A 26,541-nucleotide genomic window follows, 5' to 3' on the forward strand; every position below is an offset into this window, starting at 1 on the left:
CAACGTATAGTTACATTATAAGTGTTTTCTTAGTTTTTATTGTCATCTTTGCCTCGGTTAAGATCCAAGACTGACATGAAGGCTTCTTGTGGTACGGAAACTTTTCCGACTTCCTTCATACGTTTTTTACCAGCTTTTTGCTTGTTCAACAACTTATCACGACGAGTTCTATCACCACCATAAAGTTTAGCAGTAACATCTTTACGATAAGCTTTAACATTTGCACGGGCGACGATCTTGTTACCGATAGCAGCTTGAATTGGAATTTCAAACATTTGTCTAGGAATTACTTCCTTCAAGCGAGCTACAATATCACGACCACATTTTTGAGCAAAATCTTTGTGAACGATAAAACTCAAAGCATCAACTGGTTCACCATTCAATAAGATATCCATCTTAACTAGTTCACTCGGTTCATATTCATCGACACTGTAGTCTAATGATGCATAACCTTTAGTATTAGATTTCAAGTCATCGAAGAAATCAAAGATAATTTCTAGCAATGGCAATCTATAAACCACATTAACTCGATACTTATCTAAGTAGTCCATTGTAATGAACTCACCACGTTTTCTTTGGCAAAGCTCCATTACTGGACCAACAAAGTCTTCTGGAACCATAATTTCAGCTCGAACGAATGGTTCACGGATTTCCTTAATATCAGTTGCATCTGGTAATTCAGCCGGATTATCAACGATGATTTCTTCTCCATCCGTTTTCGTAACATGATAGTCAACTGACGGTGATGTTGTGATCAAATCGAGGTCAAAATCACGTTCCAATCGTTCTTGAACAACGTCCATGTGCAACAAACCTAAGAATCCAACACGGAAACCAAATCCTAAAGCTTGCGAAGTTTCTGGTTCATATTCCAAAGCGGCATCATTTAGTTGCAACTTATCTAAAGCTTCGTGTAAATCTTCATATTTGGCATTGTCAACTGGATAAAGTCCAGCATAAACCATTGGCGTACTCTTACGATAACCAGTCAAAGGTGCATCAGTTGGATTGTCAGCTAAAGTAACTGTATCACCAACTTGAGTATCTTTAACAGTCTTGATACTGGCAGTAATATAACCAACATCCCCTGCCATCAAGTAATCACGTTTAACGGCTTTAGGAGACATCACACCGACTTCTGTAACTTCAAAGGTCTTCTTATTACTCATCAATTCAATCGTGTCTCCGACCTTAACAACGCCTTCACGAACACGTACATCAAGGACAACACCACGATAACTGTCATAAACCGAATCAAAGATCAAAGCCTTAAGTGGCTTATCCAAATCTCCGGTTGGTGCTGGAACATCGGAAACGATTCTTTCAAGCAATTCATCAACACCGATACCAGTCTTAGCACTCATCAAGATTGAAGATTCAGCATCGATACCAATCATCTCTTCAATTTCTTCTTTGACCTTATCTGGTTCAGCAGAAGGCAAATCGATCTTATTGATAACTGGTACGATTTCTAGGTCGTTATCAATTGCTAAATAAGCATTAGCCAATGTTTGCGCTTCGACACCTTGAGCAGCATCTACTACCAATAAAGCACCCTCACAGGCAGCAAGGGAACGTGAAACTTCATAAGAAAAGTCCACGTGTCCTGGTGTATCGATTAAATGGAAGATATAAGTCTGTCCATCTTTGGCTTCGTATTCTAGTTCGACCGCATTCAACTTAATAGTAATTCCACGTTCACGCTCCAAATCCATGTCATCAAGAATCTGAGCTTTCATTTCACGTTTTGAAACTGTCTTAGTTCTTTCCAAAATTCGATCGGCAATCGTTGATTTACCATGATCGATATGCGCTACGATAGAAAAATTACGAATTCTTTTTTGTCGTTCTTTTAATTTATCGAGATCTAAATCCATAAATTATTCCCTTCTATCAGAAATTTATCATTCTTTCTATTTTACACTATTGTACACCGATGTTCTAGACAACAAAAAAGAAGAGGCCAAAACCCCTTCTTTTAATTTATTCGCCTTTAAAAGCATCTCTGACTTTATTGAAAAAGTTACTATCTTTTTCTTTAACTTTGTCTCCGCCGGCTTCAGCGAATTTCTTCAAAGCACTACGTTGTTCAGCTGACAACTTACGTGGAGTAACAATATTTACTGTTACCTTTTCATCTCCGATACTCTTGCTATTAAGAACTGGAGCACCCTTGCCACGCAATCTAAATGTTGTACCAGTTTGAGTACCACTAGGGATATTCAAGTTGACTGGACCGTGAACTGTGTTGACTTTGATTTCGTCTCCCAATGTTGCTTGTGGGAAACTGATATTTACTGAAGCGTAGATGGTTGAACCATCACGTCTGAATTCTTTACTTGGAGCAACGTGGAAGACAATGTATAGATCACCGTAAGGTCCACCGTTAGTTCCGGCTTCACCTTGGCCCTCTAAGCGCATTTGTTGTCCATCTTCAACACCAGCTGGTACAGTAACCTTCAATTCATGTTTTTCATTTACCTTACCTGAACCTTGGCAAACGTTACACTTTTCTTTGATTTCTTTACCAGTACCATTGCAGACATCACAAACAACACGTGTACGCATACGACCAAGTGGAGTTTGACGATCAACTTCAACATAACCTGAACCATGACATTTTGAACAAGTCTCTGGATGTGTTCCAGGCTTTGCACCAGAACCACCACAAGTAGAACATTCTTCCTCACGATTGTAAGAAATATTAGTCTTCTTACCAAAGACACCTTCTTCAAAAGTTAAGTCCATGCGATATTGAAGATCGGAACCTTGTCTTGGGGCATTAGGATTTTGACGAGCAGCACCGCCGCCACCGAAGAATTGACTGAAGATATCTTCAAAACCACCGAATTGATCTCCAGCACCACCAGCGCCGAAGCCACCAAATCCTCCTTGGCCACCATTCATGCCGGCAGAACCATATTGATCATATTGCGCACGTTTTTGAGGATCTTTTAGAATTTCATAAGCGGAATTAACTTCCTTAAACTTTTCTTCAGCATCAGGAGCCTTGTTCAAATCAGGGTGATACTTTTTAGAAAGTTTACGAAATGCTTTTCTTATATCGTCATCAGAAGCGTTTTTATCAACGCCTAGTACGTCATATGGATTTTTATCTGCCATTAAATCACCTTTATGCGACAGGACTTTTACGTCCTATTCCTTTTTAACGCTCAAAAGAGCAGTTATTGTTCTTACTATACCATAACTGGTTTTAGTAATTAAACCACTGCTCTTTATCACAATTATTATTTCTTATCTTTATCAGGGTCTACTTCGGAAAAGTCACCGTCAACTGTATTGTCGTCGCCTGACTTCTTGCCATCAGTTGAACCTGTACCAGTAGCACCATTATCGCCACCAGCTTGTTGTTGTGCTTGTTGAGCTTGTTGATAAAGTTTTACAGACAAGTCTTGAACAATCTTGTTCAAATCGTCACGTTTCTTCTTCATGTCTTCAAGATTACCTGAGTCTTGAGCCTTCTTCAAAGCATCACGAGCATCTTGGGCCTTCTTGATTTCATCGTCAGAAACTTTACCCTTAACGTCTTTTAGAGTCTTATCAGTTGCGAACAATGTTTGTTCAACGTCATTCTTAACATCGACTTCTTCCTTACGTTTGTTATCTTCTTCTTCGTGTTCCTTAGCTTCTTTCATCATTTGGTCGATTTCTTCATCGCTCAAACCTGATGAACTCTTGATAGTAATCTTTTGTTCCTTGTTTGTTCCCATATCCTTAGCAGATACATTAACGATACCGTTCTTATCAATATCGAATGTAACTTGGATTTGAGGTACACCACGAGGTGCAGCAGGAATATCTGTTAATTGGAAACGACCTAAGGTCTTGTTGTCAGCAGCCATTGGACGTTCACCTTGAAGAACGTGGATATCAACAGCACTTTGGTTATCAGCAGCAGTTGAGAATACTTGTGACTTACTTGTTGGGATAGTTGTATTTCTATCGATCAACTTAGTGAAGACACCACCCATAGTTTCGATACCAAGTGATAGTGGAGTAACATCTAGTAGAACAACGTCTTTAACATCACCAGAGATAACACCACCTTGAATAGCAGCACCTAAAGCAACAGCTTCATCAGGGTTGATTGAGTGATCTGGAGCCTTGCCAGTCCATTTAGCAACAGCATCTTGAACAGCAGGGATACGTGTTGAACCACCATTTAAGATAACCTTGTCAATGTCTGAAGTAGTCAAGTTAGCATCCTTCAAAGCATTGTCAACAGGGATCTTTGTTCTTTCAACTAAGTCTGAAGTCAATTCATCGAACTTAGCACGTGTCAATGTTTCTTCCAAGTGAAGTGGGCCATTAGCACCTGATGAAATAAATGGAAGACTGATTGATGTTTGAGCAACACCTGATAAGTCTTTCTTAGCTTTTTCAGCGGCATCCTTTAATCTTTGAAGAGCCATCTTGTCTTGACTCAAGTCAACACCATTTTCAGCCTTGAATTGTTCAACTAACCAGTCGATGATCTTTTGGTCAAAGTCATCACCACCAAGGTGTGTATCACCATTTGTTGAAAGTACTTCGAAGACACCGTCACCTAATTGAAGTACAGAAACATCAAATGTACCACCACCAAGGTCATAAACAAGAATCTTTTCATCACCTTTGTCATTATCTAGACCATAAGCAAGTGCTGAAGCTGTTGGTTCGTTAACGATACGTTGAACGTTTAATCCAGCAATCTTACCAGCATCCTTAGTAGCTTGTCTTTGTGAATCATTGAAGTATGCAGGAACTGTGATAACAGCATCTGTAACTTTTTCACCTAAGTAGTCTTCTGAGAACTTCTTAATGTGTTGTAAGATGAAAGCTGAAATTTCTTGTGGTGTGTATGACTTGCCGGCTACAGTAACTTTGTAACCTGCTTCACCCATGTGACGCTTGATTGATGAAACTGTATCAGGGTTTGTGATAGCTTGTCTCTTGGCAACTTCACCAACTTGAATTTCACCATCTTTAAATGCAACAACTGAAGGAGTTGTTCTTGCACCTTCTGGGTTTGTAATAATCTTTGGAGAACCGCCTTCCAAAACGGCTACAGCAGAGTTTGTAGTACCTAAATCAATACCAATAACTTTAGACATAAACCTAAACCTCTTTTTAATTTTTTATTTACTTATTATTGTGCAACGACAACCATTGCTGGACGTAAGACACGATCTTCAAGTTTGTATCCCTTTTGTAGGACTTGAACAACAGTATCTTTTTTGTGATCATCATCTGCGGGAACAGTTTGAACAGCTTGAGCAACTGCAGGATCAAACTTCTCACCTGCATTGTCGATAGCTTTTACATGATTGTCTTCCAATGCTTTAACCATGTGTTGTTGAACCATCTCGATACCCTTTTTCAATTGTTTACTTGAGTCATCGGTAGCTTCAACATTCAAAGCACGTTCCAAGTTATCTAAAACCGGAAGAATTTCAGTAGCTAGCTTTTGTCCGTCATATTTAAGCATGCCAGCAACTTCTTTTTTATGACGATTATTCATATTTTGAATTTCAGCTTGGCTTCTTAAGAACTTATCTTCCAAGTCCGCATTCTTGGCTGTTAGATCCTTAATTTTTGCATCTTTGGGATCAACTTTTTTTTCGGCTGGCTTTTTTTCAGCCTTTTTATCATTTTTTGAAGCTTCCTCTTTAGCAGTCTTCAAATCTTGATCTTTTTGTTTATCTGCCATTACTTCCTCCTAAATTTCAAGAATCATCATACCTTGAATAATAATCAATTAATCTTTTTGCTAACTCAACTCTAAATTCGCCTAACAAACCAATCAATTGCGAGTAGTGCATCGTCGTTGGACCAAGTAAGGCAATGACACCTTTACCGTGATGTCCAACATCATAATTAGCAGTGATAATACTGTAATTCTTCAGTGCATCACTACCTAATTCGCTTCCTAAACGAACCTTGATTCCATCATCTAAAATTGATGGATCCAATAATTTTCTCAAATCATTGCTTTGATTAATAATCGAGAACAATGACTGAACTTCCGACATATCGTCGCTATTAGCATAATTCAAAAGATTCAATTGACCGTCGACATAATACTTCTCTGATTCAGCCTTCTTAAAGAGTGAATCCATCATATCCAACAAACCATCTGTTGAATACATATATTCGGAAAGAATTGCTGGGACATCGCTATGAAGCATTTGGAGAACTTTATTAAGGGGTTGTCCAACCAATTTGTCATTCACGATGTTGACGATTTTTTCAATTAATGAAGTATCAAAATCATCATCGACAGTATAAATATTATTTTCTACATTATTATCACTTGTGACAATGATTGCCATAAGCTGATGTGCGTTCAAAGGGACAATTCTAAATCCAGTCAAACGGATCGAACTACTTTCTGGTCCCAATGTAATTGCGGTGTAGCTGGTCAAATGAGATAAGATCTTGGCGGATTGTTCGATAATATCACCGATTTGATGATATGTTTTACCGAAGTCTTCGTCAATTCTTTGGGCAATATCTTGTGGCACACTAGTTGGTTGCACCAGATGATCAAGATAATAGCGATATCCCATTGCTGAAGGAATTCGACCTGAAGAAAGATGAGTCTTCTCGAGATACCCAACTTCTTCAAGTAAAGCCATTTCGTTTCTGATTGTCGCAGAACTTACATGAAATGGTAATTCATTCATCAATGTCTTCGACCCAACCGGCTGGCCGGTATCTGTAAATATGCGCACGACTTCTCTCAAGATTGCATCTTGACGTTGTGATAGCATTATACCGTCCTCCTTTTTAGCACTATTCATACCTGAGTGCTAACAATGTAAAATATAACAATCTATCCTTATAGTGTCAAGTATGCACGCTCATTTTTCATAATTATTTCATAAAAGCCTTTATTATTATCAACGTTGAAAAAGAGAACTACTTGGTTTGCAGGTTCTTTCTTTGGTTAACGATAAAATTCCGTCCTCCACAGCAAAGAAAATTTGGCTGGAACGTAGTGGGCACGATTTTGAGCTTTTGCATAAACCAAGTGCGCAAAATCTCAAAACTCGGCCTTATTCTAAGCAACAAGTTGCTAAGAATAACCTCACTACTGAGCCAATTTTCTTTGCTGTTCCGGACTAGAGCAGTGATTTTATTTCTTATATCAATAAATTAAAAACATCTACTTAGATAATAGTGTGCAAGTAAGCATGGGCACTATATTTAAAGTAGATGCTATTTTTGAATTACACGAAATAAGTAATAAAAAATGTTATCTAGTCGGTAACCTAACTCAAGAAAGACCCATTTGCACCTCAAGTTCTCCTTTTACAATACTTTTAAGGAATTACGTTTATCTAATTCTAATTGCTTGATCAAACCGTCTGCTCCGTCAAATTTCACTTCGCCACGTAAATATTTGACCCACTCGATTACTACTGGTTCTCCATAAATATCTCGATTAAAATCAAAAATATTGGATTCAATCGTAATACCAGTGTTTTCTTTGAAAGTAACATTGTAACCTACTGAGGTCATTGAATTGTACCAAACCCCATCTACTTTTATTTTAGTAGCATAAACACCAATTGAAGGAATCACTTGATCACCATCGACAGCTATATTGGCTGTGGGATAGCCGAGTGTCCGCCCGCGTTGTAGACCATGAATGACTTTGCCTTGGTTTTGATAATTGTAGCCTAAAAACTCATTTGCTTCGGCAATCTTGTCATTTGTAATGAATTCTTTAATAGCACTTGAACCAATTTTTTGATCATTGATCAATTGTTCTGGCACCATGACGGTTTCAAAATTACCTTTTGAATAGTTGGGTAAATTAGCCATATTAGCAACATCTTTTTTGCCATAAGTATAGTCAAAACCTGCAACAATATATTTAGCCTTGAGGTCAATCATATACTGATCTACAAATTCTTGGGGTTTGAGATGAGCAAAGTCAGGCGTGAATTTTACAAAGTAAAGATAATCCACTCCTAGTCCTTCGATCAATTGAGCTTTACGACTTCTCGTTGAAAGATATTTAAAATTAGTTTCATGTTGATAAACAGTTCTAGGTGAACGATCAAAAGTTAAGAGAATCGATTTCAAATTATGCTCTTTGGCCAATTTCACACCCGTTTTGATAACTTTTTGATGTCCCAAATGTACCCCGTCAAAAAAGCCCATGATCAAAACTGTTGCTTCAGTCGGCAATTGTTCTTTTTTTAGCGGATGTTTAACATTAATAATCTGCATAATTACCCTCTTTTACTTGTTGTTCAATAACATCAAATCTGGAATCCACATATTTCTAACTTTATCATACTTGTAAAGTGCCTTGGTAACGCCATCTCTTTGTACTCGTAATTTTTTAGTTTTGTCCGAATCAACGTCACTTTCTTCTAAGAATCCCCCGTGACTGACACGAACATCCCACTGTTCATCATTCAACTCTAAACTAGGCACATCTTGTAAAACTTCATCAATCGACTTCAAAAAACGATAATCATTTTTTTCCATCATTTCTTCGATCTGACCTAAAGTAAAGGTTTCTTCGATTGGAAAACCAGCACTCTTTACTCGAGTCAACTGTGACATAAAAGCAGGATATCCTAATAATTTACCAAATTCCACTGCTAGAGTTCTGACATAAGTTCCTTTAGAACATTTAACGTGAAATTTAATCGTTTGATAACCAGTAGTTTCGTCAAAACTTGGTTCAGCGGTCATTGAAAAACTACAAATATGAATCTGACGAACTGGTCGCTCCACTTCAATACCGGCCCGAGCATATTCATAAAGTTTCTTACCATTCACACGAACAGCTGAAAACATTGGTGGAATCTGCTTTAAATCACCAGTCATTTGATTAAAAGTTTTCTCTAATTCTTCACTAGTGAATGGCTTTGTCAATTTCTTTTCTTCAACAGTTTCACCTTCACGGTCTTCTGTAGTCGTTGAACGTCCAATAGTGATTTCTCCGGCATATTCTTTAGGAGAACCAGTCAAAGTATTGACCAGTTTAGTTGCTTGTCCAACACAGATAGGTAAAACCCCATCAACTAAAGGATCCAAAGTTCCTGTGTGACCAATCTTTCTTGTGTGCAAAATTTTTCTTAACTTATATACATAATCCGAACTAGTTTGTCCGATTTCTTTATTTAATGGAATTACTCCGTCCATAACAAATCTCCATTTTTCGTAATATCATTAACAATTTTACTAGTCTTCCTTAACAATAGAAAGTTTTCCACAAAAAAACAGGCAAGAAAAATATTCTTACCTGTTAGTTTTAACGATTAGCTTCGTCTTGGTGTAACTTAGCAATCAATTTATCAATCTTTTCTCCGTAACGAACTGATTGATCTTGCTTGAATTCAAGTTCTGGAACTTTATAAAGGGTTAACTTTTGACCTAATTCACGACGAATCAAACCTTTAGCCTTATCTAGTCCTGCTTGAGTTTTTTCAACATCACTAGCTTTTTCAGAAAGGATGCTGTAATAAATCGTTGCTTGTTGCAAATCACCGGTCATTTCAACACCTGTAACTGTAACACCTTGAACTCTAGGATCACGTACACGTTTAAGAAGAATGTCGTTGACTTCTTTTTGAATTTCTTGTTCAACACGACCAATACGATGTTTTACCATGCTTGTACCTCCATTATTTTTCAAACTATCTCTAGTTTACTTGTCATCTTTTAATCATCACTGCTTGATTATATCACAATACTACGAGATTTCTTTTTTCTTAATAATTTGTCAAAAAAATAAAGTCAGAATGTTTCAACAGCATTCCGACTTTATTAGATAATTAACTATTTAACTGGAACTTGTTCCATAACGTAAACTTCGATTTCGTCACCGATCTTAATATCGTTATAGTTTTCGATTGTGATACCACATTCGAATCCTGAACCAACTTCCTTAACGTCATCTTTGAAACGTTTTAGAGAAGCTAGTTTACCTTCAGTAATAACGATACCATCTCTGATAAGTCTTACGCCACTATCACGTTGAATCTTACCACTGTTGACATAACAACCAGCGATAGTACCAATCTTAGATACGTTGTAAGTTTCACGAACGGATAAGTTACCAATAACTTTTTCTTCGTAAACTGGTTCCAACATACCCTTCATAGCAGCTTCAACTTCGTCGATAGCCTTGTAAATAACTCTGTGTAGACGAATATCAACATTTTCATCCTTAGCTTGAACCTTAGCTTGAGCAGTTGGACGAACATTAAATCCAATGATGATAGCATTACTTGCAGCAGCTAAGTTAACATCACTTTCAGTAATAGCACCAACGGCAGAGTGAATAATATTGACACGAACGCCTTCAACTTCAATCTTCTTCAAACTTCCGGCAATGGCTTCAGCAGAACCTTGAACATCGGCTTTGATAATAACGTCGACTTGTTTAAGTTCTCCTTCTTTCATTGTTTCGAACAAATTGTCAAGTGTTACAGGGTTAGTGTTTTGACGTTCCTTTTGAAGAGCACGACTAGCACGTTCTTCACCAGCAGCACGAGCTGTCTTTTCATCATCGAAGACAACGAACTTGTCGGCTGATTCTGGAACTTCATTAAGACCTGTGATCTCAACTGGCTCTGATGGTTTAGCACTCTTGATTTCTTTACCATTGTAGTTAGTCATAGTTCTGACACGACCAAAGGTATTACCAACAACAATTGGATCACCAACGTGTAATGTACCTTGTTGAACTAACAATGTAGCAACTGGTCCACGACCCTTGTCCAACTTAGCTTCGATAACAGTACCGATAGCTTTTTGTTTAGGGTTAGCCTTTAATTCTAGAACATCGGATTCTAGAAGAACCATTTCTAGCAATTCATCAATATTTGTACCCATCTTAGCAGAAATATTAACAAAGATAGTATCCCCACCATAATCTTCAGGAACTAAGTCATATTGCATTAATTCTTCGATTACGTGTTGTGGATTTGCACCTGGTTTATCGATCTTATTGATAGCTACGATAATTGGGTCATTTGCAGCCTTAGCATGGTTGATAGCTTCAACTGTCTGTGGCATAACACCATCATCAGCAGCAACAACTAAGATAACGATATCAGTAATATCAGCACCACGAGCACGCATATTAGTAAAGGCAGCATGTCCTGGTGTATCCAAGAAGGTAATCAATCTGTCTTTTAGACGAACTTGATAAGCACCAATATGTTGAGTGATACCACCTGCTTCGCCGGCAGTAACATGTGTATGTCTCAAGTGATCAAGCAAGGTTGTCTTACCATGATCAACGTGACCCATGATTGTAACTACTGGTGGGCGTGTAACAAGATTTTCTGTCGTATTAACTTCAGCATCAAAGTACTTGTCAATATCAGCAACATCTTCTTCAACTTTTTCTTGTGATTTAATACCGTAGTCTTCAGCTAACAACTCAATTGTATCTTTATCCAATGACTTGTTTTGGTTGATCATAATTCCAAGCATAAATAGTTTCTTAACAATTTCTGCTGGTTCTCTATGAATCAATTTACCAATATCTTGAGCGTTCATACCAACTGTATAGACAAGTGTTTCTGGTAATGGACGTTCCTTTCTTTGTGGCATTGGCTTCTTAGGTTCATTACGTTGACGTTGTTGTTGACGTTTACGCTCTTTCTTCTTCTTACGACTACCAAATGGATTAGCAAGATTTTGTTTGTGTCCAAAGTCACGATTATTGTTAGTTGGCTTTGGCTTCTTGTATTCTGGCTTTGGAATATTAACGTTTGCTACAGTTGACTTGTGATTTTCGTTAGCCTTAGTAGCATTATTGTTATTATTAGGTCTTCTGTTTTGATTTTGGTTATTGCGATTATTATTGTTGTTACGGTTATTTACATTATGGTTGTTGTTATTCTTGTTATAACGATTGTTATTCTCGTTATTATTGTTAGGACGGTGATTGTTTCTATGAGCATTGTCACTATTGTTAGTGCGGTTGTTGTTAGAACGATTGTTGTGATTTCTAGTTGGATGACTAGGAATATGACTAGCATCAGCGATGTTGGTCTTAAATTGTTCTAGATACTTGTTACCAGCACTTTGTCTTGGACGTGGAGCTTGTCCTTGCACACTTGAACGATCACGTCGGTTGTTATTGTTGCGATTGCGATTATTGTTACGATTCTCGCCATTGCGGTTGTTACGTGTTTCATTGTTACGATTACGGTTATCACGATTTTGTGAATTACGGTTATCGTTTCTATTGCTATTATTATTGTTTGAATTGTGAGAATTGTTACCATTGTTTGGACGATGATAGTTATTATTATTGCTGTTTGGACGATTACTGTTGGAGTTGTGATTATTGTTACGATGGTCAAAATGACCTTTACCCTTATTAGTATCTCTTCTTACAGCAGTAATCTTGATCTTAGTTTTGTGATCACCTGAATTGTGATTACTACCTTCGCGTTTTTCATCAGTCTTAGGTTGTGCTTTAGCTTGATTCTTTGGTTGAGCTTTAACTGGTTTTTTACCACCCTTTAAGCTACCAACGATTTTCTTTTCTACACTTTCATCTACTGATGACATATGGTTTTTCACATCAATGCCCAATTTTGCAGCGGCATCTAGTACTACTTGATTCTCAACACTATTTTCTTTTGCAATAGTATAAATTCTTTTTTTGACCATCCTATCACTCTCCTTAATTGTCCATAAGTTCTTTTAACCTTTTAGCAAATCCAAAATCTGTTATTCCCATAACTTTTCTGTCTTTTCCAATAGCCGTTTTTAACTCTTCACTACTTATCGTATCTATCACAGGTACATTATAATAACTTGCCTTATTGTGCAAATCTTTTTTTGTTCGAGCACTACAATCTTGCGCCATGATAACGAGTTTTACCTCACCACTGCGCATTCCATTAATAGTCAGTTCAGTTCCACTAATAAATTTTCGAGCTCTAACTGCAATACCTAAGAAATTTAAAAAGTTTTTCATTAATGTTTCTTACCTAAATCTCCAAAAAGATCCATACGGGCCTTTTGGTGATCAACGAAATCAAATAGTTCATCATAAAAATTTTCTGGAACTGCATGTGAAAATACTTTTTCCAGAACTTTTGCTGATTTAGCATTTTTAACGGCTTCTGGATCTAGACCTACATAAGCCCCACGGCCAGGTTTCTTTCCAGTAGGATCAATCGAAATATTGCCTTCTTTATCTTTGACAATTCTTACCATTTCTCTTTTTGGATACATCTTGTTTGTCAAAACATCTTTACGCATAGGTATCTTACGAGTTGCCAAATCCATCACCCCTTTTTAGTTTTCTGAATCAGAATCGCTATCTACATCATCTGAGTCTGTATCATTATCTTCGTCATCTTGTGCAGCAGGATTCTTTGCGTCGTCTGCATTAGCAGCATTCTCACGAGTCTTTTCTATGTCAATTTTACCACTCTCAATGTCGTCTAAATCAACATCTTCGTCGTTATCATCAACGAATTCAACTTGTGATTCTGGTTTGATATCAATCTTATAACCAGTCAACTTAGCAGCTAAACGAGCATTTTGACCCTTCTTACCAATTGCTAGTGACAAGTGGTAATCAGGAACGATTACAATACATTGTTTCTTATCAGTTTCATCGAATTGAACCGCAATTACTTCAGCTGGATTCAAGGCGTTAGCAATGAAATCAACCGGATCATCAACATATGGTACAACGTCAATATTCTCACCGTTCAATTCATCAACAACTGCTTGTACACGTGACCCTTTTGGTCCAACACAAGTACCAACAGGATCTACATCTGGATTGTCTGACTTAACAGCAATCTTAGTTCTGTCCCCAGCTTCACGAGCAATTGAGACGATTTCAACAGTTCCATCATAAATTTCAGGAACTTCTTGTTCAAATAATCTCTTGACCAAACCTGGATCGGTTCTAGAAACAAACACTTGTGGTCCTTTAGTAGCATTTTCAACTTTAGTTACATAAACACGAATTCTATCACGAGAATTGTATGTTTCACCAGGCATTTGATCAGCCTTAGGCATAACTGTTTCGATACGTCCATAAGTGATGTAAACATATCTACTGTCACTACGTTCGACGGTTCCTTGGATAATTTCGTGTTCATACTGACTGTATTCATTATAAATGATATCACGCTCAGCTTCACGAACACGTTGCATAATCACTTGCTTAGCAGTTTGCGCTGCAATTCTACCAAAGTCTTTTGGCGTTACTTCTTCTTTGATATGATCGCCAATTTCATAACCTTTACTCTTTTGTTGAGCGTCTTCAAGACTTACTTCAAGACGATCATCAACAACGTCTTCGACAACTTCTTTAACCGCATAAACATGTATATTACCCTTTTTAGCGTCAAATTCAACATCAACGTTTTGGGCTTGGTTGTAATTTCTCTTATAAGCCGCAACTAAGGCAGCTTCTAATGATTCAATAACGTATTCTTTTTTGATACCCTTTTCGCGTTCAAGCGCATCGAGGGCTTCAACCATTTCTTTACTCATGATTTTCTCCTTAGAATTCGATTGCAAGACGAATCTTAGCGATATTTTTGCGGCTAATTTCTACTTGCTTCTTTAAATTCTTAACTTTTACGATCAAAGTTATCTCTGTGTCTGTTACTTCTGTAAGTGTTCCTTCAAAAGCTTTTTCACCATTTACTTTTTGGTATAAAGAAACATGAACGTAGTCATCAACGTAATTAGTTAGACTTTCATCGTTCTTTAATGGACGTTCTGCACCAGGAGATGAAACTTCTAGATAATAAGCTGGTTCAATTGGATCCAATTCATCCAGTTTTTCTCCGTATTCCTCACTAATAACGGCACAATCATCAATACTGATTCCACCTTTTTTATCTGCATAAACTCTCAAATACCAATCCCCATGTTCATGCACGAGTTCTAAATCAACTAAAAAGAAATCGTGTTGCTCCAAAATGGGTTGTAAAATGGCTTTTAATTCTTCAACTTTTGTATCCAAGGACATTCCTCCAAAGTAATCGGCAATAAAAAGAGTGAGCATTTCTGCTCACTCATTAATCAATAATTAACTAGTAGTTAATTTAACATATATTTGTTATTAAATCAACTTATAACAACCATACCTAGAATAATGATAACTGATTTTCATCTGGCATGCCATCTAAAACATGATTTTCTGTCATATATTCGATAACAGTCTTAGAAACCTTACCACGTGTACCTAAATCTTGTTTAGATAAGAAAGGTTGTTCTTCACGTGCAGCAATGATTTGCTTAGCAACGTTGTCACCTAGTCCAGGAATTGCATTGAATGGTGCAAGAAGTGTCTTATCATCGATGATCTTAAATTCAAAAGCATCTGACTTTTCAATATCGACCATTTTAATCTTAAAACCACGTTCCAAACATTCATTAGCTAACTCCAAAACAGTCAATAAATTCTTCTCTTTAGTAGAAGCATCCATTCCCTTATCATTGATAGCTTTCATTGAAGCTTTGACAGCATCTTTACCTGTCGTCATCGCTACCAAGTCAAAGTCATCGGCACGAACTGTAAAGTAAGCACTGTAATAATAAAGTGGATAATGTACCTTAAAGTAAGCAATTCGTAAAGCCATAATAATATAGGCTGTCGCGTGAGCTCGAGGGAACATGTATTTGATCTTCAAACAAGAGTCAATATACCAATCAGGTACATCAGCATCCTTCATAGCTTGTTTCCAATCATCAGGAATCCCCCGTCCCTTACGAACGTGCTCCATAATCTGGAAGGCCATTTGTGAATCCATACCATAGTGAATCAAATCCATCATGATATTATCACGACAACCGATAACTTCCTTCAAAGTAACAATACCTTTGTCAATCAACTCTTCCGCATTACCTAACCAAACATCAGTCCCATGAGATAATCCAGAAATTTGTAATAATTCAGCAAAAGTCGTTGGATGAGTTTTTTCAAGCATTCCTCGAACAAAACGAGTTCCAAATTCTGGCACTCCCAAAGTTCCAGTCTTTGAGAAGATTTGTTCAGGAGTAACACCTAAAGATTTTGTTCCACTGAATAATTCCATAACTCCAGGATCTTTGACTGGAATAGTCTTAGGATCAATGCCTGATAAATCTTGAAGCATACGAATCATCGTTGGATCATCATGTCCCAGAATATCCAATTTCAAAATATTATCATGAATAGAATGGAAATCAAAGTGAGTTGTCTTCCAAGCAGCATTTTGATCATCAGCTGGATATTGGATCGGCGTGAAATCAAAAATATCCATGTAGTCTGGCACAACAATGATACCAGCTGGATGTTGACCCGTCGTTCTTTTGACACCAGTTGATCCCATAGCTAGGCGCTCTTCTTCAGCATTGCGAAGATTTTGACCAGTCAATTCCTCATAATTTTTTACGTAACCAAACGCAGTTCGATCAGCAATCGTACCAATCGTTCCGGCTCTAAATACGTGATCTTCACCAAATAGTACTTTCGTATAATTGTGAGCTACTGGTTGATAATCACCAGAGAAGTTCAAATCAATATCCGGAACCTTGTCACCCTTGAAACCTAAGAAAGTTTCGAAAGGAATATCTTGACCATCTTTTTTAAGATCAGCTCCACATTTAGGACATTTCTTATCTGGTAAATCGTATCCAGAACCAACTTCACCTTTAGTAAAGAATTCGGAATACTTACATTTAGGACAACGATAATGTGGAGGCAAAGGATTAACTTCCGTAATACCCGTCATTGTCGCAACGAAACTTGAACCAACGGAACCACGAGAACCTACCAAATATCCATCTTTATTTGATTTATAAACCAAACGTTGTGAAATCAAGTAAATAACTGAGAATCCATTACCGATGATACTCTTTAATTCCTTGTCCATTCGCTCCTGAACGATTTCTGGTAAAGGATCTCCGTACAATTCGTGAGCCTTGTTTAAGGTCAAATTACGGATTTCATCTTCAGCCCCATCCATCTTAGGCGTATAAAGTTTGTCTTTGACCGGTGATATTTCATCAATTGAGTCCATAATCTTCTTAGGATTATCAACGATAATTTCTTGTTGAGTTTGTGAGTCCATATAACTAAATTCATCAAACATCTCATTAGTAGTTCTAAATTGCACATCAGGCAACTCTGGTCGACGAGCCAAAGCATTACTCTTAACAGCCTTGATCACGATATCTCGGTAAACTTTATCGTGTGGATCTAAGTAATGAACATCTCCTGTTGCAACAACAGGTTTATTGAGTTCTTTACCCAATTTAACAATATTCTTCAAAATTTCTTCAAGAGCTGCTTCGTCTTTAATAATTTTAATATCAATCAAATGTTGATACAGAGTCTTTGGCATAACTTCCAGATAATCATAATATTGAGCAAGTTCTCTAGTATCGTCATAACCCTTTTGCATCATGCTAGTGAAGACTTCACCATTTTCACAAGCAGAACCGACGATAATACCCTCACGATATTTATTCAATAATCTTCTCGGTACACGAGCTGTTCGATAATAATATTGCGTCATTGAATAAGAAACAATCTTAAACATATTCTTCAAACCAGCTTGAGTCTTAGCCAACAAGATAGCATGACTTGGACGAGCTTGTTTGTATGCTTCATCACCACCAATATGGTCATTTAACTGCTCAACGTTATCAGTTCCAAATTTGTCTTCCAATTCTTCAAACAATTTGTACATCAAATAACCCGTTGTTTCAGCATCGGAATCCGCTCTATGGTGATGTTCCAAAACAATATTGTAACGTTTAGCCAACGAATCCAACTTATGATTACGATATTCTGAATGCAATGTTCGTGACATTTCCAAAGTATCAATAACGGGCATTGATAAACGATCTCGACCCATTCTCGTCAGAGCTGCATTCATGAAGCCCATATCAAAAGTAACATTGTGACCAACTAAAATATCATCACCGATAAAGTCCATGAATTCACCGACAACTACAGTTTCATCAGGTTCATTTTCAACCATCTCGGTCGTGATACTAGTCAAATTCGTTGTTACTTCAGATAATGGATGACCAGGATTGATAAATTTATCAAATCGATCAATCACTTCGCCATTTTTCATCTTAGTAGCACCAATTTCAATGATGGAATCATACACAGCTGATAAACCAGTTGTTTCGGTATCAAAAATCACATACTCAGAACCAGCTAATTTTTGATCACGAAGATTATAAGCAATTGGATTGCCTTCATCAACTAAATCAATTTCAACACCATAGGCAATTTTGACACCGAACTTTTTACCTGCATTAAAAGCTTCAGGGAATGCTTGTAAGGCATGATGATCTGTTATGGCGATTCCAGTTTGTCCCCAGTCACTAGCACGTTTGATTAGATCCGTTGCACTAGGAATAGCATCCATTTGACTCATATTCGTGTGGGCGTGCAGTTCAATTCGCTTATTGCCATCTTCAGCAGTATCTTGTCTTGGTTGGTGTTTGATAACATTAATATCATTTGCCATGATAACTAATTCACGTGAGAAGTTATCCTCTTGGACACTTCCACGAACTCTGATCCAAGCACCCTTGTCTAAGGAATTAAAGAAGTTTTCATCATCTTCACCATTTGAGAATTTCTTGATACTAAATGATGATGTATAGTCAGTAACTTTCAAGATCAATAATGAACGGCCTGACTTCAGTTTTCTGACATCAATATCAAAAACATAGCCCTCGACAACTTTGTTTCTTTCTTCTTCAACGATATCAACCATTTGTGTAATTTCTTGATCATCGGGAATCTTGCGTCCAACTTTTGACACATTGGTTGGTTTAGCAGCTTTTTTCTCGCTGACTTCTTTAGCCTTAGCTTGGAATTGTTTGTTCTTTTCCACACTCATGGCTTTCATTGCAGCTTCTTTTTCCTGATTCTTCGATTCATCGATATTGGCTCTGATTCGAAAATCAGGAAATCCTAGACTACTATATTCTGACTGCAAGCCATTGACCAATTTTCCATCAACAATATCAGCCATGAAACTATTGGAAACGTCCAAAAAAACTTGACCATTTTCCATATGTGGTGGTGTTTGACTGATTTTGTCCAAAACCATTGGTGATTCGACACTGCAATCATTCAAGACATAATTCCAATAATCAGTAATATCTTTTTGTTTTAATTGTGCGTGGGTAGTTTTTATTTCAAAATTTACCTGCGCAATACCTTGAAAACTAGCCTTTAACGCTTTGACAAAGGTTAGAAATTCATTAAATGGCAAAACATCTTTGAACTCAAAATAAAAAGTCCAACGCTTACTATTCTTATGAACTTCCAATTTATTCAATTTACCATCGGCAAATGAATCATTAGATTCTAATAATTGATCTAACTTGATTTGCTTAACTAGTATTTCAAAAAGTTGTTTTGTATCTGCCATATTCTACCCTTCAAAAAATAAAAAAAGGCCTAAGCCTCATTTTATGATTTTTCCTAAGTTAGGTTACTGCTGTATGCCGTCGTCCGCTCGGCTTTGTGGACGCTACGTTCCAGCCAAATTTTCTTTGCTATGGAGGATGGAATCCTACACTAACCATACTTAACTAAAAAAATCTATTTCTGATTCTTAAGCAATATTTTTACTGAATTTACTAATTCATCTTTACTTACTTCGATTGTTTCGCCAGTACTTCTAAGCTTTAGTTCAACAATTTCGTCAGCTGCTTTTTTACCAACAGTGATTCTGATTGGTGTACCAATCAAATCGGAGTCAGCAAACTTAACACCAGGACGTTCTTTACGATCATCAAGCAAGACGTCATAGCCTTCATTTTCTAACAATTCAACAATTTCGTCACTTAATTTGCCTTGAACGTCATTGTTGTACTTGATAGGAACAACGTGAACTTGGTATGGTGCCAAACTTACAGGCCAAACGATACCATTTTCATCGCTGTGTTGTTCAACGATAGCTGTCAATAATCTTGAAACACCGATACCGTAACTACCCATGATGATAGGATTTGACTTACCATTTTCATCTAGGAAGTTTGCACCTAATGCTTTAGAGAATTTAGTACCTAGTTTGAAGATGTGACCAATTTCAATACCACGAGTAAATTGAATCTTACCGTGACCATCTGGTGATGTTTCGCCTTCTTTGATAACACGGAGGTCTCTAAATTCTGGCATTTCGTCAGTGATATCTTCAAAGTTAGCATTGATAAAGTGACGATTCTCTTTGTTAGGTCCAACAACAAAGTTTGTCAAACCAACTAATGAGCTATCGTATAGGACTTTAACGTCTTCTTTGATACCCTTAGGTCCAATGAAACCAGGAACACTGCCAAACACGTCAGTTACTTCTTCATTAGTTGCTTCACGTAAGAAATCAGCACCTAAATAATTTTTCAACTTAACATCATTGACGTCGTAGTCACCACGGATCATGACCATAACTGGTTTTTCATCAGCAATATAAGCTACAGCCTTCATGATTCTTGAAGCGTCGACTTTAAGAAGTTGAGCCAAAGCATCAATCGTATGAACGTTTGGTGTGTCGACTTCTTCCATTTCTTTCTTATCCTCAACAGGATTTTCATCCATCTTACTTGCAGCCATTTCTAGGTTAGCTGAGTAATCTGAATCATCTGAATAAGCAATTGTATCTTCACCAATATCAGCAATGGCAGAGAATTCTTTAGAATCAGTACCACCCATGGCACCGGCATCACCAATAATGACACGATAGTTCAAACCACAAGCGTCAAAAATATTGCGGTAAGCTTGTTCCATTTGATTGAAGATAACATCAAGTTGTTCTTTGTTAGAAGTAAATGAATAAGCATCTTGCATGATAAATTCGCGACCACGCAGCAAACCGTTACGAGGACGGTCTTCATCACGATACTTCATTTGAATTTGATACATAGCAATTGGCAACTTCTTGTAACTATTCAAACCTTCTTTGACGATACTTGTGAAAGTTTCTTCGTGTGTAGGTCCAAGAATGAAATCACGATCATGACGGTCTTTGAATTTGAAAAGATTGTCACCATAAGTTGCGTAACGACCACTTTCCTTCCAAAGATCGGCTGGCAAAATAGCTGGCATACGCATTTCAGCAGCATCGATGTCCTTCATTTGTTTTCTGATAAGTCCTTCGATCTTTTGAATTACTGACCAAGCTAATGGCAAGTAAGCATAAACACCGGCAGAGACTTGTCTGATATAACCGGCACGCAACATCAACTGATGACTGATTGCTTCAGCATCTGAAGGAGTTTGCTTTAATGTTGGAATATATAATTTTGACTGTTTCAAGTTCTTTTATCCCCCTATTTTATAAAGAAGCGCTGGATATCATTCCAGGTTACGGCAATCATTAATAGAACTAAGATTCCGACCCCAATTAAGGTAATCACATTTTCATATTGTTCTGGAATTGGTTTTCTTCTAATTGCTTCAACAATATTTAACAAGATTTTTCCACCATCTAACGCTGGAATTGGAATCAAATTGACAATTCCTAAGTTCATTGACAGCATCGATGTGAAGAAAATAATGTTGATCAAACCAGTTGAGGCGACTTTAGAAGTCATCGAATAAATTCCTACCGGACCAGATAATTGATTAATGCTAAACCCACCTGAAACCATCTTTCCTAAAGCGTGGAAAATTGTTAAAGAAGTGCTCCAGCTATAAATGAAACCATATTTGATTTTAGCCATGGCAGAAGAATCGGTCTTTTGCATGATACCGATCAAGCCATAACTTTGACCTGAAGATTTAACTGTCTTAGGCGTTACTTTGATTGTTTCAATCTTTTTACCGGATTGAACTTTCATCGTTAATTTTTTACCAGGACTATTTTGAATATTCTCTGATAAATCAGTCCAAGAAGCAGTTGTCTTCCCGTTAATACTTAAAATTTTATCGTTGGCCTTTAGACCAGCTTTTTGAGCTACTGAATCTTTTTGAATGCTACCCAATTGATTAGAACCATTCCCAACTGATCCCATCATAAAGGCAGCAATAATTGCAGCCACGATTGCTAAAACAAAATTGTTAAATGGACCAGCAAAGTTCGTGATCATTCGCTTCCAGACAGAAACTGATTGCAATTGAACGTCACGAGGTGCAATCTGCACTTCCGTACCATCCTCTTCAACAATCGTTGCATCATGATCAACCGAATACTTCTTAGTGACAGTTTCATCACCATTTTCGTATCCTTCAATTACTAAATCATCAACAAGATCAGCTTTAGAGATTTGAACTGGAACCGCGTTTGCATCATAAACCTTACTTGAAGTTATAATTTTTGTTACTTTATCGTCATCATTAATTACTAACGATGCCATCGTTCCTGGTTGAATTTCAGAATCATCTTCTTGTGCACCAGCCATGCGGACATAACCACCCAAAGGTAGCAGTCTCAAAGTATAGGTCGTATGATTTTTGCGGTAAGCGACGATTTTCGGTCCCATACCAACAGAAAACTCACGAACTAAGATTCCTGATTTTTTTGCAGCGTAATAGTGTCCAAATTCATGAACAATTACCAAAATTCCAAAAACGATTATAAATGTAATTATCGCGGTCATTTTAACCTCCACGAGCTAATTTAGACTAAACCAAAAATGTGTAGCAATGGTAGTACGATCAACATACTATCGAAACGATCCAAGATTCCACCATGACCTGGCAGGATGTTTCCTGAATCTTTAACTTTGTAAAATCTCTTATAGGCAGATTCAATCAAATCGCCCATTTGTCCCATAATTGACAAGACAAAAGCAATCATCAACATTGAAGTGATGGAATATTCTTGTGGGACAAAAATCATATAAACACCAGAGAGAACTAAAGCCATAATAATCCCGGCAATTGTTCCTTCCCATGTCTTATTAGGACTGATAGCAGGCCATAATTTATGCTTACCGATTTTTCTACCAAATGTATAAGCAAAAATATCAGTTGACCAAACAACGATCAAAGCATACATCAACAGACCTAGTCCTGGTTGTGAATTTCTGACAGCTGCTAAATAATGGAATCCTGTTCCAATATAAAGCATTGAAACTACTGAAACACCTGCATCTTCAAAATTAAATTTGTTCTTAGTCAAAACTGTAATGACTAACAAAATAATTGCAAAGATATAAAACAAATCAAGACGTGAGAAACTCTTTGGCAACCAGCCACTATAAAAACCATTTGGTACTACCAAAGCCAACGTTCCTAAAATCGTCACTAAAAAGTCAACCGAAACGATGATTCTCTTGCGCATGATATAAACTTCAAATACACCGACTGCTGCTAGTGCTGCTGCTGCAACTTCTAGCCAAATTCCACCTGCAAGCAATATGGGAATAAAAATTGCTAATGCAATAACGGCAGTAATTACACGTTGTTTCATAATTTTCCCCCAAACTAACTAGACCGAACCGAAACGGCGATCTCTTCTATCGAATTCTTGAATATCCTCAATCAAATTATCAACCGAATAATCAGGCCAAAGAGTTTCATCAAAGACCATTTCCGAATAGGCTAATTGCCATAACATGAAATTAGAAATTCGCTCTTCGCCACTAGTTCTAATCAATAAGTCTGGGTCAGCTAATTCACCCAATTGACTAGTTAATAATTGACTAGAAAACAATTCATCGTCAATATCTTCTGGATTTATTGAACCATCCTGAGCCTTAATTGCCAACTCTTTTGCTGCATGGACAATTTCAGCACGACCGCCATAATTAAAAGCAAAGTTGAGGATCATACCGGTATTATCCTTCGTATCCTCAACTGCTTTCATAACTACTTTTCTCGTTCTATCAGGCAAATGGTCCGTAAATCCGGTTACCAATACTTTAATATTTTCTTTGATTAAATCGGGCATAAATGTCCCAAAGAAGTCAACTGGTAGGCGCATCAAAAAATTGACCTCTTTGCTAGGACGACTCCAATTTTCAGTTGAAAAGGCATAAAGGCTCAAGACTTTAACACCTAAATGACTGGCAGCAGTTGCAATTGTTTTGACATTATTCATGCCTTCTTTATGCCCAGCAATTCTTGGTTGGCCCAATCTCTTAGCCCAACGACCATTACCATCCATAATAATTGCTACATGCTTTGGAATCGAAGCCTCTGGATCTAATCTCTTCCTAATATCTTCTGTCATATAAATTAGCCTTCAGTAATTTCCTTTTCCTTATCTGCAGCTAATTTATCCATTTGGGCAATCGCATCATCAGTAACTTTTTGAACATCTTTTTCCAAAGTGTGCAATTCGTCTTCTGTGATGTCATTATCCTTTTCTTGTTTCTTCAAATCATCCATAGCTTCACGACGAACGTTTCTAACAGCAATACGTCCGCTTTCGGCTTCTTTACCTACTTGCTTGGCAATTTCTTGTCTACGTTCACCAGTAAGTTGTGGAATAACCAAACGAATAACACTACCATCATTAGCAGGGTTTAGTCCCAAATCTGATGAGTTGATAGCATGTTCGATGTCATCTAGTGATGATTTGTCATAAGGTGTGATCATCAAAACACGTGCTTCTGGAATGTTGATAGAAGCAACTTGATTCAATGGTACTTCTGTACCGTAATACATAACTTTAACGTTACTCAAAATTGAAGCATTAGCCTTACCGGCACGAATATTAGCTAGTTCACGACTTAAAACGTCGACTGACTTAGACATATTCTCTTTTGCTTTTGTAATAGCTTTATTTGTCATCATTACCACCCTTTATAATTGTTCCAATATTTTCTCCTTGAACAACCTTCTTAATATTTTCAGGTTTATTCAAGTTGAAGACGATCAATGGAATATTGTTATCCATTGACAATGAAGAAGCTGTTGTATCCATAACACCGAGATTCTTATTGATAATATCAAGTTGTGACAATTCTGAATACTTCTTAGCATTTGGATCCTTCTTAGGATCAGCTGAATAAACTCCATCAACATCATTCTTAGCCATCAAAATAACATCGGCTTCGATTTCAGCAGCACGTAATACTGAAGTAGTATCAGTTGAGAAGTATGGATTACCAGTTCCACCGGCAAAGATAACTACACGGCCCTTTTCTAGATGTCTAACGGCTCTTCTTCTGATATATGGTTCTGCAACTTGACGCATTTCAATTGAAGTTTGCACACGAGTTGGTACACCAATATTTTCCAAACCATCTTGTAATGCTAGACCATTCATAACTGTAGCCATCATACCCATGTAATCTGCTTGAGCACGATCCATACCCATTTCAGCACCAGTTTCGCCACGCCAGATGTTTCCACCGCCACAAACAATGGCAACCTCAACACCTAAATCGTGAACACTTTTGATTTGTTCAGCGATTTTTTTAATAACTGGGGGATTAATGCCAAATCCTTTTTCTCCAGCTAAAGCTTCACCAGAAACTTTTAAAATAATTCTTTTATACTTGATATTAGGCATAAGTACTCTCCTTTAATTTTGCTATTAAACATTTTAACATATTAGAAACACTAAATTTATCTAAACACTATTTTTAAATAAAATTTGCTCGGATACAACCCTTTATACAAAGAAAAGGTCGTTTAATTCAAATTGAATTAAGCGACCTTTCTCGAAATTGTTAAAAAATTACTTCATTTGGTTCTTTACTTCTTCAGCAAAGTCTTCTTGTTTCTTTTCGATACCTTCGCCAACTTCGTAACGAACGAATGAAACTAACTTACCATTCTTTGATTCAACAAATTGTTGAACTGTCATATCTGAATCCTTAACGAATTCTTGGTCAGCCAAACTAATTTCTGACAAGAATTTGTTTAGACGGCCTTCAACGATTCTAGGAATGATCTTTTCAGGTTTACCTTCAGCTTTTGTTTCTTCAGTGAAGATAGCTTTTTCATGTTCTAGACGATCTGCAGGAACTTGATCACGGTCCATGAATTCAGGGTTGATAGCTGCAACGTGCATAGCAACGTCCTTAGCAGTATCTTCATCAGCACCTTCAAGAGTAACAATAGCACCGATCAAACCACCATTGTGTAGGTATGAACCGAATACTTGTGAGTCAGTTTTGTCAAGAACCTTGAAACGTCTCAATGAAATCTTTTCACCGATAACAGCTGTTAAGCCAGTGATAGCTTCGTTGATTGTTTGGTCACCCATCTTAAGTTCCAAAGCTTCGTCCATTGTCTTTGGTTCATTTTCAACGATAGCTTTACCAATACTATTTACTAAATTGATAAACTTATCATTTGATGAAACAAAGTCAGTTTCTGAGTTAACTTCGATGATAGCAGCTTTGTTACCTGAGATTTCGATATGTGTCAAACCTTCAGCAGCAACGTTACCACTCTTCTTGGCAGCCTTAGCAATACCCTTTTCACGAAGTTTGTCGATAGCTTCTTGCATATTACCGTCAGCAGCAACCAATGCCTTCTTAGCATCCATCATACCAACGCTTGTCTTATCACGTAATTCTTTAACTTGAGCAGCAGTAATTTTAGCCATTAGTAATCCTCCAGTCGTATAAATAAAGCCATCTTACTCAGATGACTCTATTTTA

22 protein-coding genes are annotated in these 26,541 nt (G+C 37.2%); 1 reads left to right on the forward strand and 21 read right to left on the reverse strand.

Translation table 11 applies throughout. The features are described 5' to 3' along the window. Nucleotides 1–29: 29 nt before the first annotated feature. From lepA to hrcA, 5 genes are all read right to left on the reverse strand, one after another. Nucleotides 30–1,877 carry a translation elongation factor 4 gene (lepA, locus tag G6534_RS06330; RefSeq protein ID WP_182082508.1) on the reverse strand — a complete coding sequence of 616 codons (1,848 nt, stop codon included), beginning with the start codon at nt 1,875–1,877 and terminating at the stop codon, nt 30–32. 106 nt (nt 1,878–1,983) lie between these two features. Continuing rightward, nucleotides 1,984–3,123: a molecular chaperone DnaJ gene (gene dnaJ / locus G6534_RS06335; RefSeq protein ID WP_010019515.1), complete on the reverse strand. Its 1,140-nt coding sequence runs from the start codon at nt 3,121–3,123 to the stop codon at nt 1,984–1,986. Between the two features lie 125 nt (nt 3,124–3,248). Beyond that, nucleotides 3,249–5,114: a molecular chaperone DnaK gene (gene dnaK, locus G6534_RS06340; protein WP_059073626.1), complete on the reverse strand. Its 1,866-nt coding sequence runs from the start codon at nt 5,112–5,114 to the stop codon at nt 3,249–3,251. A 35-nt stretch (nt 5,115–5,149) separates the two neighbouring features. Next, nucleotides 5,150–5,710, reverse strand: coding sequence for a nucleotide exchange factor GrpE (gene grpE / locus G6534_RS06345; protein WP_182082509.1), 561 nt, complete (start codon nt 5,708–5,710; stop codon nt 5,150–5,152). Between the two features lie 16 nt (nt 5,711–5,726). Further along, nucleotides 5,727–6,773 carry a heat-inducible transcriptional repressor HrcA gene (hrcA, locus tag G6534_RS06350; RefSeq protein WP_119317979.1) on the reverse strand — a complete coding sequence of 349 codons (1,047 nt, stop codon included), beginning with the start codon at nt 6,771–6,773 and terminating at the stop codon, nt 5,727–5,729. A gap of 172 nt (nt 6,774–6,945) precedes the next feature. Here hrcA and G6534_RS06355 point away from each other — a divergent pair, with 172 nt between their 5' ends. Beyond that, on the forward strand, nt 6,946–7,128 hold the full coding sequence (locus G6534_RS06355; RefSeq protein ID WP_152999947.1) for a hypothetical protein: 183 nt from the start codon (nt 6,946–6,948) through the stop codon (nt 7,126–7,128). Between the two features lie 186 nt (nt 7,129–7,314). Here G6534_RS06355 and ribF read toward each other — a convergent pair whose 3' ends face one another. The 16 genes from ribF to tsf all read right to left on the reverse strand — a co-directional run bounded on the left by ribF (nt 7,315) and on the right by tsf (nt 26,486). After that, a complete protein-coding gene (gene ribF, locus G6534_RS06360) occupies nt 7,315–8,241 on the reverse strand; it encodes a riboflavin biosynthesis protein RibF (protein ID WP_059073624.1) in 927 nt (308 codons plus the stop codon). Nucleotides 8,242–8,253: 12 nt separating this feature from the next. Next, nucleotides 8,254–9,168, reverse strand: a complete 915-nt coding sequence (truB, locus tag G6534_RS06365; RefSeq protein WP_059073623.1) for a tRNA pseudouridine(55) synthase TruB — start codon at nt 9,166–9,168, stop codon at nt 8,254–8,256. 109 nt (nt 9,169–9,277) lie between these two features. Further along, complete coding sequence (gene rbfA, locus G6534_RS06370) at nt 9,278–9,637, reverse strand: 30S ribosome-binding factor RbfA (RefSeq protein WP_010019505.1); 360 nt, start codon at nt 9,635–9,637, stop codon at nt 9,278–9,280. Between the two features lie 167 nt (nt 9,638–9,804). Beyond that, entirely contained in the window at nt 9,805–12,660 is a 2,856-nt protein-coding gene (infB, locus tag G6534_RS06375) for a translation initiation factor IF-2 (protein WP_059073622.1), read from the reverse strand. Between the two features lie 13 nt (nt 12,661–12,673). After that, the gene (locus G6534_RS06380) at nt 12,674–12,970 is read right to left on the reverse strand and encodes a L7Ae/L30e/S12e/Gadd45 family ribosomal protein (protein WP_057815008.1); all 297 of its coding nucleotides are present in this window, start codon (nt 12,968–12,970) and stop codon (nt 12,674–12,676) included. Next, nucleotides 12,970–13,278 carry an RNase P modulator RnpM gene (gene rnpM / locus G6534_RS06385; protein ID WP_182082510.1) on the reverse strand — a complete coding sequence of 103 codons (309 nt, stop codon included), beginning with the start codon at nt 13,276–13,278 and terminating at the stop codon, nt 12,970–12,972. Before rnpM ends, G6534_RS06380 begins: the two co-directional genes overlap by 1 nt. A 15-nt stretch (nt 13,279–13,293) precedes the next feature. Beyond that, nucleotides 13,294–14,511 carry a transcription termination factor NusA gene (gene nusA, locus G6534_RS06390; protein WP_059073621.1) on the reverse strand — a complete coding sequence of 406 codons (1,218 nt, stop codon included), beginning with the start codon at nt 14,509–14,511 and terminating at the stop codon, nt 13,294–13,296. Nucleotides 14,512–14,521: 10 nt separating this feature from the next. After that, complete coding sequence (gene rimP, locus G6534_RS06395) at nt 14,522–14,989, reverse strand: ribosome maturation factor RimP (protein ID WP_119317972.1); 468 nt, start codon at nt 14,987–14,989, stop codon at nt 14,522–14,524. Nucleotides 14,990–15,113: 124 nt separating this feature from the next. After that, nucleotides 15,114–19,412: a PolC-type DNA polymerase III gene (locus tag G6534_RS06400; protein ID WP_182082511.1), complete on the reverse strand. Its 4,299-nt coding sequence runs from the start codon at nt 19,410–19,412 to the stop codon at nt 15,114–15,116. A gap of 173 nt (nt 19,413–19,585) precedes the next feature. Then, complete coding sequence (locus tag G6534_RS06405; protein WP_059073620.1) at nt 19,586–21,295, reverse strand: proline--tRNA ligase; 1,710 nt, start codon at nt 21,293–21,295, stop codon at nt 19,586–19,588. 14 nt (nt 21,296–21,309) lie between these two features. Next, the gene (rseP, locus tag G6534_RS06410) at nt 21,310–22,578 is read right to left on the reverse strand and encodes an RIP metalloprotease RseP (protein WP_182082512.1); all 1,269 of its coding nucleotides are present in this window, start codon (nt 22,576–22,578) and stop codon (nt 21,310–21,312) included. Nucleotides 22,579–22,598: 20 nt separating this feature from the next. Continuing rightward, complete coding sequence (locus G6534_RS12185; RefSeq protein WP_059073618.1) at nt 22,599–23,393, reverse strand: phosphatidate cytidylyltransferase; 795 nt, start codon at nt 23,391–23,393, stop codon at nt 22,599–22,601. Between the two features lie 18 nt (nt 23,394–23,411). Beyond that, entirely contained in the window at nt 23,412–24,155 is a 744-nt protein-coding gene (locus tag G6534_RS12190) for an isoprenyl transferase (RefSeq protein WP_082666889.1), read from the reverse strand. Between the two features lie 5 nt (nt 24,156–24,160). After that, complete coding sequence (gene frr / locus G6534_RS06420) at nt 24,161–24,718, reverse strand: ribosome recycling factor (protein WP_059073616.1); 558 nt, start codon at nt 24,716–24,718, stop codon at nt 24,161–24,163. Continuing rightward, nucleotides 24,708–25,442 (reverse strand): UMP kinase, encoded by a 735-nt coding sequence (gene pyrH, locus G6534_RS06425; RefSeq protein WP_010019489.1) that lies wholly within the window; start codon nt 25,440–25,442, stop codon nt 24,708–24,710. Before pyrH ends, frr begins: the two co-directional genes overlap by 11 nt. A 168-nt stretch (nt 25,443–25,610) precedes the next feature. Beyond that, entirely contained in the window at nt 25,611–26,486 is an 876-nt protein-coding gene (tsf, locus tag G6534_RS06430; RefSeq protein WP_059073615.1) for a translation elongation factor Ts, read from the reverse strand. Nucleotides 26,487–26,541: the final 55 nt, after the last annotated feature.

It is taken from the genome of Companilactobacillus pabuli (assembly GCF_014058425.1).
GTDB classification, from domain to species: domain Bacteria; phylum Bacillota; class Bacilli; order Lactobacillales; family Lactobacillaceae; genus Companilactobacillus; species Companilactobacillus pabuli.